This is a genomic window from Amycolatopsis azurea DSM 43854 (assembly GCF_001995215.1).
Lineage (GTDB): Bacteria > Actinomycetota > Actinomycetes > Mycobacteriales > Pseudonocardiaceae > Amycolatopsis > Amycolatopsis azurea.
In genome coordinates this window covers 1-16,568 of sequence record NZ_MUXN01000012.1, presented here as the reverse complement: position 1 = coordinate 16,568, position 16,568 = coordinate 1, and the positions used below count along the sequence as shown (strand labels likewise).

The following is a 16,568-nucleotide window of genomic DNA, read 5'->3' as shown; positions in this document are numbered from 1 at the left end:
GAAGTTATCCACAGGGAACGGTGCGGCTGAGCCGAAATCGGGGTCGTCCGGGTGAGTTGTCCACAACTTCACGGAAGCGGTTCCACCCGGACGGCCCAGCGGCCATCCTCGATTCATGACCACTACACGAAGCGCCCGACTCATGGCGCTCAGTAACACCAGCGAATCCGGGATCATCACCAGCCGCGAGCTGCGCAAGGCGGGCGTCACCGCGCGTTACGCCGCGAAGCTCTGCGGCCCGGGCGGTCCTTGGCGAAGGCTGATGCCGGGTGTGATCCTGTTGCGCGACTCCGCGCCCACCCGGCTTCAGCTGCTGCAAGCCGCTGTCGCGCGGTTCGGGCCGGACGTGGTGGTGACAGGCGCGGACGCGCTTCGCGCACGAGGCGTCGACTGCCCGGTGACGCGGGATGTCCATCTCCTCGTCCCCGACTATCGGCGCGTGCCGGCGGAGCCCGGCATGCTGCCCCGAAGAACCACGCGGATGCCGCCGCCGACCTTGATCGACGGCGTCCCGTTCGCCCCGCCTGCCAGGGCGGCCCTCGATCTGGCCAGGTTAGAGCTCGATCCCGCTCGGATCGACGAACTGATCTCGCTGCCCCTGTACTGGGGGCTGTGCACACTCGACGAGCTCAAGAAAGAGCTCGACTCCGGTAACCGGCGAGGCTCCGCAGCGGTCCGTGCTGCTCTGCGACGCGTCGATCCCGAAGAGACCTACGCGCATGGGCTGGCGAAGAAGGTCCTCAGCGGCTGCCCGCTGCCCGCGCCGTCATGGAACACGACGATCTGCGACCGGAGGGGGCGTCCCATCGGCTCTGCTGACGCCTGGTGGGACGACATCGGCCTGGCATGGCAGTTCCGTGCGCCGAAACGGGGTGCCGCGGACTTCCACCCGCTGGCCTTGACCGCGACCGGCACGGTGCTGGTCCGCTGCACCATCGATCAGCTGAAGAAAGTTCCGCTGGAAGTCGCGGCCGAACTCGTCAGGGCGTTCGCCGAAGCGGCGCGTACACCGCGGCCGAAAGTCCGCACGATCGGCCGGATCGACGCCGCCTGAAGAGCTCACCAGTACTCGTCCGGCAGCTTTCCCTCGATGTCGCGGGTGTGGCGGCGAGCGCAAGCCGGGCACATCCAGCGCACGGCGTTCTTCTCACGGGTGGAAACCCAGGCGAGTGTCTGCGCCGGCTCCTCGTCGGCGCCGCGGATCCGGCCGCACAGCGAGCAGCCGACCGGGTCGCTCACGGCCGCCGTCCACAGTGGATCGTCTTCGCTCCTTGCAGGAACAGATCCTGGCGTGCGCCGAGGAAGGCCGGGCTCGCCGGATCCAGCAAAGCGGCCGCGGTCTCACGGTCTTCGCTGCTCAGAAGGTCGCCCGCCACCTCGGTCAGCCAGGTCACCCGCTCGATGACGAACTCGCGCAGCAGGTCCGGTCCGGGCGCCGGGTGGTGGATGAGCACCCCGAAGGAATCGACGTCGGTCAGGCCCGCTCGCTGAAGCGCGATGTTCCAGCCGTAGGGCATGGAGACGGAGCCGGAGATGCCAGTCCGCATCTCGGCGAACCACTCGCCTCGCGCGGCGAGCAGCCGCTCCTCCAACCCGGGCCGTCCGATGCCGAGATCCCAGGGGAGGCAGTTGAAGTCCAGGCCGCCTTCGGAGATGGCGACCAACCCGCCGGGGCGGGCGAGCCGGGCGAGGGTGTCGATTGCCGCCTGCTGATCGGGCAGGTGATGGACCACGCGCGAAGCCCAGACCAAGTCGGCGGGAGGAAGCTTGGCGGGCAACCCGTCGTCGGCCACGTCGGCGTGGATCGTCTCGACGGCGGCGTTGGCCCCCGCGGCCGCAGCGACGACCTGATGCGCCTCGGCCAGCAGGTGCTCGGTCGCGTCGACAAGCACGATCTTGGCGCCGGCGGAGGCGAGTTCCTCGGCGAAGAGCACGCTCATCCCGCCCGCGCCGCAGCCGACGTCGAGGATGGTCGGCCCGTCCGGCATGCCTTCCAGCAGCCGGCGAGCGGCCTCCCGCATGGGCGCTGCGTCGAGGGCTTCGGCCATGCGAAGCGATCGAAGCCTGTCAGCCCAGTCGATGTCGTCATGCGTGTGTACGGCCATTGCCCCAGTGAACACCACGCCGAGCCACACGACGCCCCAAAGGGGAGCAGGGGACCTTTGCTATCGCCTGGCGATAGCAAAGGTCCCCTGCTCCCCCGAGTGGTCAGACCTGATGGCGTTCGGCTCGCCGGGTCGCCCAGCGGGCTACCTTGGTCCACCTGCGTGCGGCGCGTGGGCCGCTCCGAGCCCGCTGCGCGCGGACTCCCTCCTCGAGGTCTCGTATTCGGGCCCTGGACAGTTCTTCATAAAGCAACATTTCGCTGGTCTCCTCGACCTTGATTTCGTTCGACTTGGTCGGCACGAGAGTCCGGTGACTCGTCCGCGCCTCGTAATCCCTGGTGGTGACGAGTTCGACGGTCATGCCGCGGCGCTCCGCTCGACCTTGCGCGCAACGGGACGCGCCTCGGCGACGGGCTCGACGACCGGGTTCTTCCGGGGGCGGCCACGGGGCCGCTTCCGCGCGACGACAACGCCACGCTCGAAGATTTCGCCACCCCAGACACCCCACGGCTCACGCCGCGAAAGGGCACCCGCGAGGCAGGCGGAACGGACCGGGCAGTCCGCGCAGAACGCCTTCGCACGCTCAAGCTCTGCCGGGGACTCGGCGAACCAGAGGTCCGCGTCGCCCGAACGGCAGGGAAGCATCGACTCAGGCGAGTCGATGGCGTCGAGCAGGTCGACGACGCCGGCGTCGACGAAGGGAAGAGCCTCCCCCGGCGCGAAAGCTATGGCCGATGACATAAGTGCACTCCTCTGTCCCGTAACGGATTTCGTACTGGCGGTGGAACTGGACAACGCTGACCCCAATTAGGTTGTGCAGCCAACTTGTTTGTGCAGCAAAAAACACGAAGGCCGCGGATCCGGTAACCGGTTCCGCGGCCTTCGTGAGCCTCTAGTCCTGACTAGGTCAGGAACTTCGCTCCCGTATGGACAACGGAACACGGAACTTCTTGATAACCGGCAGATCGACGCCGCCCTTCGCGTACGCCCCACCCGAGGTGGCAGCGTGCGCGAAGGTCTCGTCGGTGGCGATCCAGCTCAGGTTGAGACGCTGGGTGCCGCGGGCGGCGAGGATGCTCACGGGCACAAAGGTGCCCTGGCGCTGAGCCTGCGGGACTTCCACGACGCAGGACAGACGGGTGCCAGGGTTCATGAGCATCATTTTGTTCGTCATTTCACCGGCACCACCTTTCGCTGTCGCGCGCGAACCGCCCTGCGGTCTACGCTGTGTTGTAGATGTTCTTCCCCAGACCGGGCTCTTCCAGCCCGGTACCTGCAGGTTATTGCCCCCGACCACACCGGGGCAACTTATTTTCCAGAAAATCCGTCGAAGTTGCGAAGATCGGCTCTGAGCAGCGGGTTCGCCGCGTGGATCACGCCTGGAACGCGGTCAAGACTCCACCGAGGCCCGCACGACATCGAGAACCTCCGCCCCGAAGCGTTCGAGCTTGGTCGCGCCGATCCCGGAGATGGCACATAACGCTGTGTCATCGGTCGGCCGCTGCTCGGCGATGGCGACCAGGGTCGCGTCCGTGAAGACGACGAAGGCCGGCACCTTGAGTTCACGGGAACGTTCCCCACGCCAGGACTTCAGCTTTTCGAGTAGCTGCTCATCCACATTGGACGGGCAGCGGGAGCAGCGTCCCAGCTTGATGTCCAGGGTCTCCAGCAGCGGCCCGCCGCACACTCGGCAGCGCGCCTTGTTGCCCGACTGCTTCGGCTGCTGAGCTCGCGCGACCCTCGCCGCCGGGTGGTCTTCGGGGATCAGGCCATAGAGGAACCGGCTGCGTCGCCGATTGCGGCGGTTTCCCGATGTCCTGGCCAAGGCCCACGACAGCGAGAGGTGCTCTCGTGCCCGCGTGACGCCGACATAGAAGAGGCGGCGCTCTTCTTCGATGGCGGCGTCGTCACCGTCGGCGTGGAGGATCGGCATCGTTCCCTCAGCGAGCCCGACGAGGAACACCGCGTCCCATTCGAGCCCCTTCGCCGCGTGAAGCGAGGCCAGCGTGATGCCCTCGACGGTCGGCGGGTGCTGCGCGTTTGCCCGCTGTTCGAGCTCCGCCACGAATCGGGGCAGGTCCGCGTCATCGACGGTGGATGCCAGCTCCTCGGCCAGCTCGACGATCGAAAGAAGCGCGTCCCACCGTTCTTTGGCCGCACCGCCGGCCGGAGGCTGGTCGGTGAGCCCGACCTTCGCGAGCACGGAGCGAACCCTGGTCACCAGCTCGCCGGTGTCCGCGTCGGTCGACGCCATCCGCAACGCGGACATCGCCTGCCGGACCTCGGTCCTCGCGAAGAACCGCTCGCCGCCGCGGACCAGGTACGGGATGCCCACCTCCGCCAGCGCCTGCTCGTAGGCCTCCGACTGGGCGTTGACGCGGTAGAGCACCGCGATCTCGCTGGCCGCCACCCCACCGTCGAGCAGGTCACGGATCCTGCGCGCGACGGCGGCGGCCTCCGCGGTCTCGTCGTCATACTCGGCGAAGCGCGGGACCGGCCCCGACGGACGCTGCCCGACCAGCTTCAGCCTCGACCCGGCAGGACGGCCACGTGCGGCGCCGATGACCTGGTTGGCGAGGGCCACGACCTCCGGGGTCGAGCGGTAGTCCCGCTCGAGCCTCACGACCGTCGCCTCGGGAAACCTCCGCGTGAACTCCAGCAGTGGCCGGGGGGAGGCACCACCGAACGAGTAGATGGTCTGGTTGGCGTCGCCGACGACGGTCAAGTCGTCGCGGCCGCCGAGCCATGCGTCGAGCAGCCGTTGCTGCAGCGGGGTGACGTCCTGGTACTCGTCGACGACAAAGCAGCGGTAGCGCTCGCGGAACTCCTGGGCCACCACCGTGTGCTCCTCGAGGACGGCGGTGGTGTGCAGGAGCAAGTCGTCGAAGTCGAGAACCTGCGCGGCGTTCTTCACCTTCTCGTAGTTGCGGTAGACCTCCGCGACCTGCGACGCAGGCGCGGGCGTGTCCCGCTGCGTCCGCGCGGCGACGGCCGGATAGTCGTCCGGCGATACCAAAGAGGCCTTGCTCCACTCGATCTCACTGGCGAGGTCGCGCAGCAGTTCCGTCTCAGTGCCGAGACCGGCCTTATTGGCGGCTTGGCTGACGTAGCGGAACTTGTTCTCCAGCAGCTCCCAGGGCCGGTCCCCGACGACCTGGGGCCAGAAGTACCGGAGCTGGCGGCGAGCGGCAGCGTGGAAAGTGAGGGCTTGGGCGGCGTCGACACCCAGGCCCCGAAGGCGAGCGCGCATCTCGCCGGCCGCGCGGGTCGTGAAGGTAACCGCGAGGACCTGACCAGCGGCGACGTGCCCGGAACGGACCAGGTGAGCGATGCGATGTGTGATCGTCCGCGTCTTGCCCGTCCCCGCTCCCGCGAGGACGCAGACCGGCCCCCTCGGCGCGCAGGCGGCGGCGCGTTGCTCGGGATCGAGCCCATCGAGCAGGCCTGGACGACTCTTCGGGGACGATGCGCTAACCACGCCTCGATCCTCGCAGAGGGCCCGACGGGATCGACGCAGGGCACGCGGCCGTATCCTGGTCACATGGCGGGAAAGCAGGACAAGGAAGCAGCGAAGCTGGCCAAGAAGGAGAAGCGTGCCGCGAGCAAGGCTCGCCGCGGGCAGATCTTCGAGGCCTTCAAGATGCAGCGCAAGGAAGACAAGGCGCTCATCCCCTGGATGGTCGGATCGCTCCTGGTCATCACCGGTGTCGTGTTCGGCATCGGGTTCATCTTCGACGTCCACTGGGTCGTGCTGCCGCTGGGCGTTCTGCTCGGCGCGCTCGCCGCTGTGATCATCTTCGGCAGGCGGGTCCAGAAGACCGTGTACTCGAAGGCCGACGGGCAGCCGGGCGCCGCGGCCTGGGCACTCGAGAACATGCGAGGTCGCTGGAAGGTGACGCCGACCGTGGCGGCCACTACCCAGCTCGACGCCGTGCACCGAGTTCTCGGTGGCCCGGGTGTCGTGCTCGTCGCCGAAGGCGCGCCGCACCGCGTGAAGTCCCTGCTCGCGCAGGAGAAGAAGCGGGTGTCCCGCTTGATCGGTGAGACCCCGATCTACAACGTGATCATCGGCAACGAAGACGAGCAGGTGCCGCTGAAGAAGCTTCAGGGCTACCTCATGAAGCTCCCGCGCAACCTCAAGCCCGCGCAGGTCGACGCGCTGGAAGCGAAGCTGGCCGCCCTCGGCAACCGCGGCGCGGCGATGCCCAAGGGCCCGATGCCTGCCGGCGCGAAGATGCGCAACGTCCAGCGCACCATCCGTCGCCGCTGACCGAACGAGCATCAGGGGTCCTTTGCTACCGCAGTGCGGGTAGCAAAGGACCCCTGATGCGTTTCCGGATAAGAAACTGTCGGTGGGTGGTCGCATGATCACTGTGTGGACGGAACCTCAGGCGCCTTGCAGAAGGCGCTGGCAGCGATGTTCCCGGACGGTGTGGCCGCCCGGGCGAAACTTGTCGCCCTGGGACACTCCCATTCCTGGATCTCTCGCCGTTGCCGCGAAGGCGGCCCGTGGCGACGTCCGATTCCTGGCGTCATCCTCCTGACGAACGCCACACCGACCAGGCGTCAACTCCTGAAGGTCGCGCTGACTCACGCGGGCCCTGAGGCAATGCTCACCGGAGTCCAGGCAGCCAGGCTGTACGGAGTCCGAAGACTTCCGCCGGAAAGACGGGCCCACACCCTGATCCCTCACCGGAGCAAGGTCGCCACCTGGGGATTCGCCGTCGTCGAACGAACGATCCACTTGCCGGAACCAGTCGAGATCGACGGGTTGCCGGTAGCGCCACTCGCCCGGGCCTTGATCGACGCGGCCCGGCGCATGGACGAGCTCCAGGCCGTGCGGGCGATGATCCACGACGCGGTCCATCGGGGGCTTTGCACCCCGGAAGAGCTTCGTGAGGAGCTGGCGCAGGCCAGCACGATCGGCTCGGCACTCCCCCGGATCGTCATCGGCGCCCTCCAAGATGGCGTCGACTCCGCCGTCGACCAGTGGCTGGAGACCGTACTCGAGCGTAGCGGTTTGCCCAGGCCGATGCGGCGAACCGAGCTACGGACCGCGGACGGAGAGAGCGTCGGTGTCGCCGACGCCTGGTGGCCGACGGTCGGCGTCGCGATACAAATCCGACACGACGAGGTCGCTCTCGAGCCGGTCAAGGTGCCCGGGATGCCCTCGTTGGTCGCCGACGGCCTCATCGTCGTCCAGGTAAGTCCAGCGCGGCTACGCGACGAGCCGCTGGTGGTGATCCAGGAACTGCGAGCGGCTCACCGTCGCGCCCGGCAACGACCGCCTCCGGAACTCGGCAGCGCTCCCGGGGCTCCGGCCGCCTGAACATCGCCGGTGCCGCGGCCGCTTCCCACGGCGGAAGCAAAGGTCCCTTGCTCCCTCTCCGAGGTCATCGCATACGGATCACGACGGTCCCGGTCAGCCGGTCCAGCCAGCTTCGGCCGTCGATATTGCGGATCGCGGCCGGAATGATCAGGAAGGTCAGTGCCGCCCGTACGACCGCCCGCCACACTCCGACCATTTGCGCGCCGTCGAGCCTGGCGACACGGACTCCGACCACTGCCATGCCGGGGGTGAACCCGAAGAAGGCGGCGGGGATGACGGTGATCGCCGCCCAGACGCACACGGACCAGAGGTTGAACGTCTGCATGACGGCGGGATCCTGAAGGCTGGGCGTCACGAAAAGAGTGGTGACGAGCGAGGCCAGGACCAGGTCGACGATCAGCCCGAGGAGACGTGCCCCGCCGCCTGCGACCGAGCCGACACCCGATTGGGGCAAGCCGAGTCGCTCACCGCGCCATCGCTGCGTACCCTCGCCACCGGCCGTCGTTCCGTCCCCGGTTCCGGGTAGCCATTCTCCGGTCCATCTCGCCACCCATCCAGGGTATGCCGGTGGCGCGGGACACATTCGCCCTGGTCGACTACCCGATATCGCCGCCCCGTTAACACCGGCGAAACATACGGGTGACGGTCGGGCAACACCGCGCTCTTAGCGTGAGCCGAAGAGAGTACTGCCGCCGGCAACGAACGAGAAGGAGTCACCGAGGGTGCCCACTACTCCAGACGACATTCAGCGCCTTATCGCCGACGAGAACGTAGAGGTCGTCGACGTCAGGTTCTGCGACCTGCCCGGCGTTATGCAGCACTTCACCGTTCCGGCGAAGGCGTTCAACGAGGAAGCCTACGAAGAAGGCCTGGCCTTCGACGGCTCCTCGGTGCGTGGTTTCCAGTCGATCCACGAATCCGACATGCTGCTCCTCCCGGACCCCGAGACGGCGCGCATCGACCCGTTCCGCAAGGCGAAGACGCTCTCGCTGAACTTCTTCGTGCACGACCCGTTCACCCGCGAGGCGTACAGCCGCGACCCGCGCAACATCGCGCGTAAGGCCGAGCAGTACATCTCGGAGTACGGCGTCGCCGACAACGTGTTCTTCGGCCCGGAGGCCGAGTTCTACATCTTCGACTCGATCCGGTTCGACTCCGCCGAGCACGCCTCGTTCCACGAGATCGACTCGGTCGAAGGCTGGTGGAACACCGGTGCCGACGTGCCGGGCGGCAACCAGGGTTACAAGACCAAGTTCAAGGGCGGCTACTTCCCCGTCCCGCCGGTCGACCACTTCGCCGACCTGCGCGACGAGATCGTCCGCAACCTCCAGGGCTCCGGTTTCGAGATCGAGCGTGCGCACCACGAGGTGGGCACCGCCGGCCAGACCGAGATCAACTACAAGTTCAACACGCTGTTGCACGCTGCCGATGACCTGCAGCTGTTCAAGTACATCGTGAAGAACACCGTGTTCGCCGCCGGCAAGACCGCGACCTTCATGCCGAAGCCGCTCGCCGGTGACAACGGCTCGGGCATGCACTGCCACCAGTCGCTGTGGAAGGACGGCACGCCGCTGTTCCACGACGAGTCGGGTTACGCGGGCCTGTCCGACACCGCCCGTCACTACATCGGCGGTCTGCTCAAGCACGCGCCGAGCCTGCTGGCCTTCACCAACCCGACCGTCAACTCGTACCACCGGCTCGTGCCGGGCTTCGAGGCGCCGGTCAGCCTGGTTTACTCGCAGCGGAACCGATCGGCTTGTGTCCGTATCCCCATCACGGGCAACAACCCGAAGGCCAAGCGTGCCGAGTTCCGGTGCCCGGACTCGTCCGGCAACCCGTACCTGGCGTTCTCGGCGATGATGATGGCCGGTCTCGACGGCATCAAGAACAAGATCGAGCCGCCGGAGCCCATCGACAAGGACCTCTACGAGCTCCCGCCGGAGGAGGCCCAGAACGTCAAGCTCGTTCCTGGCGACCTCGGCGCGGTTCTCGACACGCTGGAGGCCGACCACGACTACCTGCTCGAGGGTGGCGTGTTCACCCCCGACGTGATCGACACGTGGATCTCCTACAAGCGTGAGAACGAGATCGACCCGCTGCGGCTGCGCCCGCACCCGTACGAGTTCTCGCTCTACTACGACGTGTGATCGTGCGGTAGGAACACCAAGAGCACGCCGGTGGTGAGGTGCGGAATCGCCCTCACCACCGGCGTTTCTTTTGAGCTGACAGAGCGGCTACTCCGATGTGGAGAGAACCTTCAGATCGACGCCCGCTCGCTCGATCCGGCCGCGTGGGTCATCCACCAGCTTGCGTCGCTCGAGATCCATCAATCCCAGGGTGCAGGTGATCTCCGCGGAGAGGGTGCCGTCGACCTTGTAGATGTTCGAGTCCATGTGGAACGTCTTGCCGGTACCGAACTTGGCGTCACAGGTCACGTCCACGACGTCGCCGGCCCGAAGTTCGCGACGGAACACGATGTGGGACTCAAGCAGCACGAAGGCGAGATTCGCATCTCGCATGCCGGAGTTGAGACCCCCGGCGAGCTCCATCAGCTCGAGTCTGGAGACCTCGCCGTAGGAGTGGTAAACGGCGTGGTTGAGGTGGCCAAGAGTGTCCAGCTCGTAGTGCCGCACCTTGATCCGGGTGCGAAATGGCTCGCGCACAGTCACCGGTCCACTGTAAGCGCCGCTCCTCGTCCGCGACGCCGAAGTGTGAGCAAGGGACCTTTGCTGTCGCCTGCCGCGCGTGGACGACGCGACAGCAAAGGTCCCTTGCTTGCTTCCCGCAGGTCAGCGGGGTCAGCCCTGATAGAAGAGGGTCTCCACGACCGCGTGGGCACGTCGAGTCGTCCGACGGTAGGCGTCGAGGAACTCGCCTGGATCGTCATCGGCCGAGTAGCCGAGCACCCGCGCGACCGCGGCGAGATCTCGGCCGGAGCTGGGGATCTCGTCGACAGCCTTACCTCGCACCAGCATTCCGGCATTCCGGACACGCGTCGCCAAGAGCCATGCCTCGGTCAGGGATTCGATCTCGGCGGGTTCGGCGAGCCTCGCCTCCACCGCGGCCTTGAGCGCCTCGATCGTGGAGGTGGTCCGAAGCCCCTCTACTTCGTGTCCGTGACGCAGTTGCATGAGTTGCACGGTCCACTCCACGTCGGCGAGTCCTCCCCGCCCGAGCTTCGTGTGTCGTGTCGGGTCGGCGCCCTTCGGCATCCGTTCCGTCTCCACCCTCGCCTTGATACGCCTGATCTCCCGCACCCGGACCGCGTCGAGGCCCGCCTGCGGGTAGCGGATGGGGTCGATCATCTCGATGAACCGTGCGCCGAGGTCGTCGTCACCGGCGATGAACCGAGCCCGGAGCAGCGCCTGCGATTCCCAGACCTCCGCCCATCGCCCGTAGTAGCTGCGGTAGGACTCGAGTGTCCGCACGAGCGGGCCGCTCCGCCCCTCCGGACGGAGATCGGCGTCGACGACCAGCGCTGGATCGGGGCTCGGCGCCCCAAGTATCTTTCGAACCGTCTCGGCGACCGACGAAGCGAACTTCGCCGCTTCGGAGTCCGACACACCTTCTGTCGGCTCGCAGACGAAGAGCACGTCCGCATCGGACCCATATCCGAGCTCGGCCCCGCCCAGACGCCCCATGCCGATGACGGCGATCTTCGCGGGCGTCTGACCGAGCTCTGCCTGGCGCTGGCGGAAAGCAGCGGCCAGGGCACCCTGCAACACGGCGACCCACACGCTCGACAACGCCTCGCAGACCGCTGGGACGTCAAGCAACCCCAGAAGGTCCGCCGAGGCGACCCGCAGCATCTCGTGCCGACGGAGCGACCTCGCGGCCGCGACCGCGGCGTTCAACCCCGGCTGACGCCGCACTGCGGCTCGCAGCGAGGTGGCTACTTCTGCTGGAGTGCGACCGGCCAAGCGTGTGGGATCACCGAGCAGCTGCAGCACTTCCGGCGCTCTCGCCAGCAGGTCAGGCACCAGCCGCGACGTGCCCAGCAAGAAGGCGAGCCGCTCGACAACGGCACCCTCGTCCCGAAGAACCCTGAGGTACCAAGGCGTTTCTTCGAGTGCTTCCGAGACCTTCCGGTAGGACAGAAGACCACGGTCCGGGTCCGGGGTGTCGGCGAGCAGATCCAGCAAGACCGGCAGCAGAGCCTGCTGGATGGCCGCCCGGCGTGACATTCCCGCGGTCAGCGCCTTGATGTGCTGGAGGGCACCGTCCGGCGCGGCATAGCCAAGCGCGGCGAGGCGGCTCTCTGCTTGCTTCGTCGTCAGCCGTAGCGCCTCGGTCGGCACATTCGCGACCGACTGCAACAGAGGCCGGTAGAAGAGTTTCTCGTGAAGACGCCGGATGCTCTGCAGGTGGCGGCGAAACTCCGCCAGCAGCACGTCCCCTTCGCTTTTGCCCCGGGCGGGCCGTACTCCACTGGCCCTGGCGATCGTTCGCAGCTCGCCGGCGTCCGAAGCGGCAGGGAACAGGTGCGTGCGCCGGAGTCGGCGGAGCTGGAGCCGGTGCTCGATCGTCCGGAGGAACTCGTAGGAAGCTCCGAGCTCCGCAGCATCCTTGCGACCGACGTACCCGCCTTCCCCCAGCGCGGCGAGTGCGTCCATGGTGGACGGAGAACGCAACTCAGCGTCGATCCGACCGTGGACCAGCTGCAGCAACTGCACAGCGAACTCGACATCGCGAAGGCCGCCGCGTCCCAGCTTCAGCTCCCGCTCGGCGTGCGCCGAGGGCACGTGGCCTTCGACGCGGCGCCGCATCTTTTGTACCTCGGGGACGAAATTCTCCCGATCGGCCGCCGCCCACACCTTGGGTGCGACCATCTCCGCGTACTGGCGCCCGAGTTCCGCGTCGCCCGCGACCGGCCGCGCTTTGAGCAGAGCCTGGAACTCCCAGGTCTTGGCCCACTTTTGGTAGTAGGCGGCGTGCCCGTCGAGTGTCCGGACCAAAGCGCCCGCCTTGCCCTCCGGGCGCAACGCCGCGTCGACCTCGAAGCAGGCCTTGCCGACCACGCGCATCATCGTGCTGGCAAGCCGCGTCGAGATCGAAAGATCCCCATCGCCGACGAAGATGACATCGACGTCGCTCACGTAGTTCAGCTCTCGGCCGCCGCACTTGCCCATGGCGATCACGGCCAGCCGACCTTCGACGCCGGCACCTACCTCAGACTCCGCGACCAGAAGTCCCGCGGTCAGCGCGGCTTCGGCCAGTTTGGTGAGCTGGGCCCCGATCTCGGCATAAGGCGGCTGGTGGAGGCCGGGTTCGACCAGGTGGCCGAGGTCGGCCGCTGCGATTCCGAGCAGCAGCTCTCTGTACCCGACGCGAAGCGCCTGCTCCGACTCGAGACCGGTGAGCAATTCGCCTTCTGACCGCAAATGGTCGAGGAGACGGCTCACATACTGATCCGGCTCGGTGTTCTTGTCGCCTTGGAGGGTCTTCCAGCAGTCGGTGTTCGCGACCAGGAAGTCGGCGAGCGCGCTCGACGTGCCCAGGACACCGAGCATCCGGCCGCGGAAGGTGCGGTTGGTGCGAAGTGCCTGGTCGAGCTCATCCCACGCGGCAGGGTCCGCTTCCCTGATTCGGTCGAGCCCGCTCAAGGCGAGATCGGGATCCGCCGCGCGGGAAAGTGCTGACAAGACGTCGGCGGCGGAGCCGTCCGGGCCGGATTCGGTCCACCAACCGGCAGCACGCAGCTGCCCGTCGGCACGGGGGTCGGTGAAGCCGTATCTCGCCACGGAAGCGGTCGGCCTGGCGCGCTCAACCATCGGCTTCCACCGTAGTCGCCCTTGCTCCAGGCACCAGCCGGACGCGCAAGGGAGCAAGGGACCTTTGGTATCGCCGGGCACCCGGCGATACCAAAGGTCCCTTGCTTCTCTAGGCGGCGATCCTGCCGACTTCCTGTTCAGGAACGGTCGAGGTGGGGTCGGCGAAACTGCCCGCGTTGACAGGGCTTCGTCGTGAAAGCAGGTAGATCCCGATGCCGACTGCCAGGCCGACTACGCCGACGGCGATGGTGCCCACCGTGCCCGTCGAGGTCACGAGACCGGCCGCAGCACCGACGATGGCCGCCGCCGGAAGCGTGAACAACCAGGCGATCACCATGCGACCGGCTGTGCGCCAGCGCACCGGGGACTCGTTTCTGCCCACGCCAGAGCCCACGATGCCTCCGGAACAGACATGGGTCGTCGAGAGCGGAAAGCCGAAGTTCGTCGAAGCGAGGATGACCGCCGCCGAACTGGTCTGAGCGGCGAAGCCTTGCGGGCCATCGATGTCCGTCAGGCCCTTACCCAGCGTGTAGGTGATACGCCAGCCGCCCAGGTAGGTGCCGAGCGCCAACGCCAACGCCGCGCTGACGATCACCCAGAGCGGCGGGCCGGACCCGGCGGGGAGGGTTCCAGCGGTGATCATCGTCAGCGTGATGATGCCCATCGTCTTCTGCGCGTCGTTCGTGCCATGGGCAAGCGAGACCAGCGAAGCCGAGATGATCTGTCCAACCCGGAAGCCTGCGGTGCGGCCGCGACGGACGAAGATCCGGTAGACGAAGTAGGTCACGATCATCGCGACGAGGCCAGCCAGGACTGGCGACAGCGCTGCCGGAACCAGGACCTTCTCGACGATCTTTCCGAAATGGACAGAGTCCGTTCCGGCGGACACCCATGTGGCGCCGATCAGGCCGCCGAACAACGCGTGGGACGAGCTGGAAGGCAGTCCGACGAACCAGGTCACCAGGTTCCACATGATCGCCCCGACCAGACCACCGAACACGATCGCCGGTCCGATCTTGGTGTCGTCGACCAGTCCATTCGAGATGGTCTTGGCCACTTCGACCGACAGGAAGGCTCCGACCAGGTTCAGGACCGCGGAGATCGTCACCGCGACCTTGGGTCGCAACGCCCCGGTGGCGATCGACGTCGCCATCGAGTTGGCCGTGTCGTGGAAACCGTTTGTGAAATCGAAAATTAGGGCCGTGACGACGACGAGCACGACCAACACTGAGGGCTCCACCCCGACCTCCGAACCCTTCGAAACTCCCTTCGCAAGGTACCTGACAGTCAGGACGGAGTGTTAATAACCCATACACATTTGAGACATAAGTCGTTAAGCCATCGGCAATGTGCGTTGACGGTCCGCAGCCGGAGCGAGGTCGCCGGACACCAGTCGGACGAAGCGGTGCGCGAACGGTCGCCAGGTTTCGGTGATATCGGCGTGCACCCGAGCGAGGTTTTCCTGGGTCAGTACCTCCGGCCGGGTGAGTTCCGCCATTTCCGGCGACTGCCGCGCCCAGTCGAGGACCACGTCCGGCGTCGTCTCGATATGGAACTGGACACCGTAGGCACAACGGTCGAATCGGAAAGCTTGGTTGGCGTACCTCGGCGAGGAAGCGAGAAGCTCGGCACCTGCGGGCAGCCTGGTGATCGCGTCGTTGTGGAACTGGAGGACGTCCTGCATGAGTGGCAGGTCCGCGAAGAGCGGATCGGTCCAGGCAGCGTCCTTCTTGGACACAAGCCCTGGGCCGACCTCAGGTCCCTGATCGCCGGTGGCGACGCCACCTCCCAGCGCCACCGCCAGGAGCTGCCCACCGAGGCAGATGGCGAGTGTTGGGATGCGCGCGCTCGCGGCCTTCGAAAGAAGCTTCCGCACGTCCGCGAGCCACGGGTGCGCGACATCGTCGTTGGCGCCCATCCCTCCGCCGAGGCAGACGACGCCCGCGTACCCATCAAGATCGGCGGGTAGGCCCTGTTCGGGTGGCAACCTGATGTCGAGCTCGGCTCCCGCCTCGGTGAGCCAGTCGCCGAGGGGGCCGATCGGATCTGATTCATCTGGCTGGATGACGAGCAACTTGGGAGCGGTCACCACCCCAGCCTACGACCGCCAGGAGAGCAAGGGACCTTTGCTATCGCTCGGGGGCGGTGACAGCAAAGGTCCCTTGCTCCCTTGGTCAGCAGGCGCAGCGTGGGGAGGGTGCGGAGGTGAGGGCGGGAGTGAGGAGGTCCCGGTCAACGGGATAGCCGGCTGCTTGCCAGGCGGTGATGCCGCCGGACAGGCGCTTGACCTTGAAGCCGAGTTCCGCGAGTTTCAGGGCGCCCTTGGTCGCGGCGTTGCAGTGGATGCTCTCGCAGTAGCAGACGTAGACGAGATCGCGGTCGAGTTCGCTGACCGACTCGGGAGTCATGTCCCGGTACGGGAGATTGATCGCGCCGGGGATGCGGGCCGTCGCGAAGGCCTCGGGCGCCCTGGTCTCGACGATCATGTAGCCCTGCTGAGAACCGGAGTCGAGGTCGCGAACGAGATCATCGGGGTCGACGTCGAGGGCGAGCTCGGCGCGCAGGAGCGCAGCCGCGGTCAAGCTGTCCAAGGCCGGGAACGTCAGTACGCGGGATTCGGTCGTCATGCCTCAATCCTGCTGATCGGTGATCATCCACAACATCGGAGATTCCAGGTCTCGCTGACGACTAGCCTGGAGATTCCTGGCGGAGATGACGATCGACCTGGAGTTCTGTGAACCTCGATGATCTCGACTGGCAGCTGCTCGAACTACTCCAGTCAGACGGCCGGCTGACTTTCTCCGAGCTCGGCCGCCGGGTATCGCTGTCGGCGCCGGCTGTGACCGAGCGGGTTCGTCGGCTCGAGGAGAAGGGGATCATCACCGGATACTCGGCCAGCGTCGATCTCACCAAGCTCGGGCTCCCGATCGAGGCGATGGTCCGGGCAAAGGTGCGAAGCCTCGACACGCCTCGCTTCCGCGAAACCATCCTCGCGCTTCCCCAGGTGCTCGACGCCGATCACGTCACGGGAGACGAGTGCTGGCTGGTGAGGGTCGCCTGCCGGAACACAGCGGAGCTGGAAGAGCTCGTAGAGCGGATGCAGCGCTATGGGGAGACGACGACTTCGCTGGTCTTCTCGTCACCTGTCCGCCGGCGCGCGGTCGGTCGGCAGAGCTGCTGAGCGACGCCGCGGGGCGAGCAAGGGACCTTTGCTATCGCGCTCGCGCGGGGCCGGCTATCGGCGCAAGTAGGTGACTAGTTGCGGCCGGGGTGTGTGGGTATGAAAAAAGGGCCGAGGGCCTGGGAGAACTCTCGGTTCTCGACCAGGCCCTCGGCCCTCTTTTTCTAATGTTAGTCCGGCGG

Annotated in this window: 17 protein-coding genes; 5 read left to right on the top strand and 12 right to left on the bottom strand. The window is 66.8% G+C overall.

Going from position 1 to position 16,568, the window contains the following annotated elements; genetic code table 11:
- Positions 1-142: 142 nt before the first annotated feature.
- A complete protein-coding gene (locus B0293_RS16675; RefSeq protein ID WP_005167504.1) occupies positions 143-1,054 on the top strand; it encodes a hypothetical protein in 912 nt (303 codons plus the stop codon).
- 5 nt (positions 1,055-1,059) lie between these two features.
- Here the strand turns inward: B0293_RS16675 and B0293_RS16670 are convergent, their stop codons facing one another.
- The 6 genes from B0293_RS16670 to B0293_RS16645 form a co-directional block, all read right to left on the bottom strand.
- Complete coding sequence (locus B0293_RS16670; protein WP_005167506.1) at positions 1,060-1,239, bottom strand: hypothetical protein; 180 nt, start codon at positions 1,237-1,239, stop codon at positions 1,060-1,062.
- Positions 1,236-2,105: a class I SAM-dependent methyltransferase gene (locus tag B0293_RS16665; protein WP_005167507.1), complete on the bottom strand. Its 870-nt coding sequence runs from the start codon at positions 2,103-2,105 to the stop codon at positions 1,236-1,238. Before B0293_RS16665 ends, B0293_RS16670 begins: the two co-directional genes overlap by 4 nt.
- Before the next feature lie 103 nt (positions 2,106-2,208).
- Complete coding sequence (locus B0293_RS16660) at positions 2,209-2,466, bottom strand: hypothetical protein (protein ID WP_039919857.1); 258 nt, start codon at positions 2,464-2,466, stop codon at positions 2,209-2,211.
- Complete coding sequence (locus B0293_RS16655; RefSeq protein WP_005167509.1) at positions 2,463-2,846, bottom strand: WhiB family transcriptional regulator; 384 nt, start codon at positions 2,844-2,846, stop codon at positions 2,463-2,465. The genes B0293_RS16660 and B0293_RS16655 overlap by 4 nt, the downstream gene beginning before the upstream one ends.
- A gap of 166 nt (positions 2,847-3,012) precedes the next feature.
- Positions 3,013-3,279, bottom strand: a complete 267-nt coding sequence (locus B0293_RS16650; protein ID WP_039919858.1) for a hypothetical protein — start codon at positions 3,277-3,279, stop codon at positions 3,013-3,015.
- Between the two features lie 216 nt (positions 3,280-3,495).
- Positions 3,496-5,583, bottom strand: coding sequence for an ATP-dependent DNA helicase UvrD2 (locus B0293_RS16645; RefSeq protein ID WP_005167514.1), 2,088 nt, complete (start codon positions 5,581-5,583; stop codon positions 3,496-3,498).
- Between the two features lie 63 nt (positions 5,584-5,646).
- Between B0293_RS16645 and B0293_RS16640 the strand changes: the two genes are divergently transcribed.
- Positions 5,647-6,375: a DUF4191 domain-containing protein gene (locus B0293_RS16640; RefSeq protein ID WP_005167517.1), complete on the top strand. Its 729-nt coding sequence runs from the start codon at positions 5,647-5,649 to the stop codon at positions 6,373-6,375.
- A gap of 474 nt (positions 6,376-6,849) precedes the next feature.
- Positions 6,850-7,434, top strand: coding sequence for a hypothetical protein (locus B0293_RS44300; protein WP_245192164.1), 585 nt, complete (start codon positions 6,850-6,852; stop codon positions 7,432-7,434).
- A gap of 64 nt (positions 7,435-7,498) precedes the next feature.
- Here B0293_RS44300 and B0293_RS16630 read toward each other — a convergent pair whose 3' ends face one another.
- Positions 7,499-7,984, bottom strand: coding sequence for an RDD family protein (locus B0293_RS16630; protein WP_245192166.1), 486 nt, complete (start codon positions 7,982-7,984; stop codon positions 7,499-7,501).
- Positions 7,985-8,156: 172 nt separating this feature from the next.
- Between B0293_RS16630 and glnA the strand changes: the two genes are divergently transcribed.
- On the top strand, positions 8,157-9,581 hold the full coding sequence (glnA, locus tag B0293_RS16625) for a type I glutamate--ammonia ligase (protein WP_005167524.1): 1,425 nt from the start codon (positions 8,157-8,159) through the stop codon (positions 9,579-9,581).
- 87 nt (positions 9,582-9,668) lie between these two features.
- On the opposite strand, the gene B0293_RS16620 is transcribed toward glnA, so the two are convergent.
- The 5 genes from B0293_RS16620 to B0293_RS16600 all read right to left on the bottom strand — a co-directional run bounded on the left by B0293_RS16620 (position 9,669) and on the right by B0293_RS16600 (position 15,832).
- On the bottom strand, positions 9,669-10,103 hold the full coding sequence (locus B0293_RS16620) for an acyl-CoA thioesterase (RefSeq protein WP_020633826.1): 435 nt from the start codon (positions 10,101-10,103) through the stop codon (positions 9,669-9,671).
- 129 nt (positions 10,104-10,232) lie between these two features.
- A complete protein-coding gene (locus B0293_RS16615) occupies positions 10,233-13,205 on the bottom strand; it encodes a bifunctional [glutamine synthetase] adenylyltransferase/[glutamine synthetase]-adenylyl-L-tyrosine phosphorylase (RefSeq protein ID WP_005167528.1) in 2,973 nt (990 codons plus the stop codon).
- 109 nt (positions 13,206-13,314) lie between these two features.
- Positions 13,315-14,433: an inorganic phosphate transporter gene (locus B0293_RS16610; protein WP_005167530.1), complete on the bottom strand. Its 1,119-nt coding sequence runs from the start codon at positions 14,431-14,433 to the stop codon at positions 13,315-13,317.
- A gap of 105 nt (positions 14,434-14,538) precedes the next feature.
- Positions 14,539-15,294, bottom strand: coding sequence for a type 1 glutamine amidotransferase (locus B0293_RS16605; RefSeq protein ID WP_039919864.1), 756 nt, complete (start codon positions 15,292-15,294; stop codon positions 14,539-14,541).
- A gap of 85 nt (positions 15,295-15,379) precedes the next feature.
- Positions 15,380-15,832, bottom strand: coding sequence for a rhodanese-like domain-containing protein (locus B0293_RS16600; RefSeq protein WP_005167533.1), 453 nt, complete (start codon positions 15,830-15,832; stop codon positions 15,380-15,382).
- Positions 15,833-15,939: 107 nt separating this feature from the next.
- Here B0293_RS16600 and B0293_RS16595 point away from each other — a divergent pair, with 107 nt between their 5' ends.
- On the top strand, positions 15,940-16,386 hold the full coding sequence (locus tag B0293_RS16595) for an Lrp/AsnC family transcriptional regulator (protein ID WP_005167535.1): 447 nt from the start codon (positions 15,940-15,942) through the stop codon (positions 16,384-16,386).
- Positions 16,387-16,568: the final 182 nt, after the last annotated feature.

What these genes read in the sequence shown, in the direction of transcription:
- B0293_RS16675 (WP_005167504.1), top strand. Translation starts at nt 143, where the DNA reads ATGGCGCTCAGTAACACCAGCGAATCCGGGATCATCACCAGCCGCGAG.
- B0293_RS16665 (WP_005167507.1), bottom strand. Translation starts at nt 2,105, where the DNA reads ATGGCCGTACACACGCATGACGACATCGACTGGGCTGACAGGCTTCGA.
- B0293_RS16660 (WP_039919857.1), bottom strand. Translation starts at nt 2,466, where the DNA reads ATGACCGTCGAACTCGTCACCACCAGGGATTACGAGGCGCGGACGAGT.
- B0293_RS16655 (WP_005167509.1), bottom strand. Translation starts at nt 2,846, where the DNA reads ATGTCATCGGCCATAGCTTTCGCGCCGGGGGAGGCTCTTCCCTTCGTC.
- B0293_RS16650 (WP_039919858.1), bottom strand. Translation starts at nt 3,279, where the DNA reads ATGACGAACAAAATGATGCTCATGAACCCTGGCACCCGTCTGTCCTGC.
- B0293_RS16640 (WP_005167517.1), top strand. Translation starts at nt 5,647, where the DNA reads ATGGCGGGAAAGCAGGACAAGGAAGCAGCGAAGCTGGCCAAGAAGGAG.
- B0293_RS16615 (WP_005167528.1), bottom strand. Translation starts at nt 13,205, where the DNA reads ATGGTTGAGCGCGCCAGGCCGACCGCTTCCGTGGCGAGATACGGCTTC.
- B0293_RS16600 (WP_005167533.1), bottom strand. Translation starts at nt 15,832, where the DNA reads ATGACGACCGAATCCCGCGTACTGACGTTCCCGGCCTTGGACAGCTTG.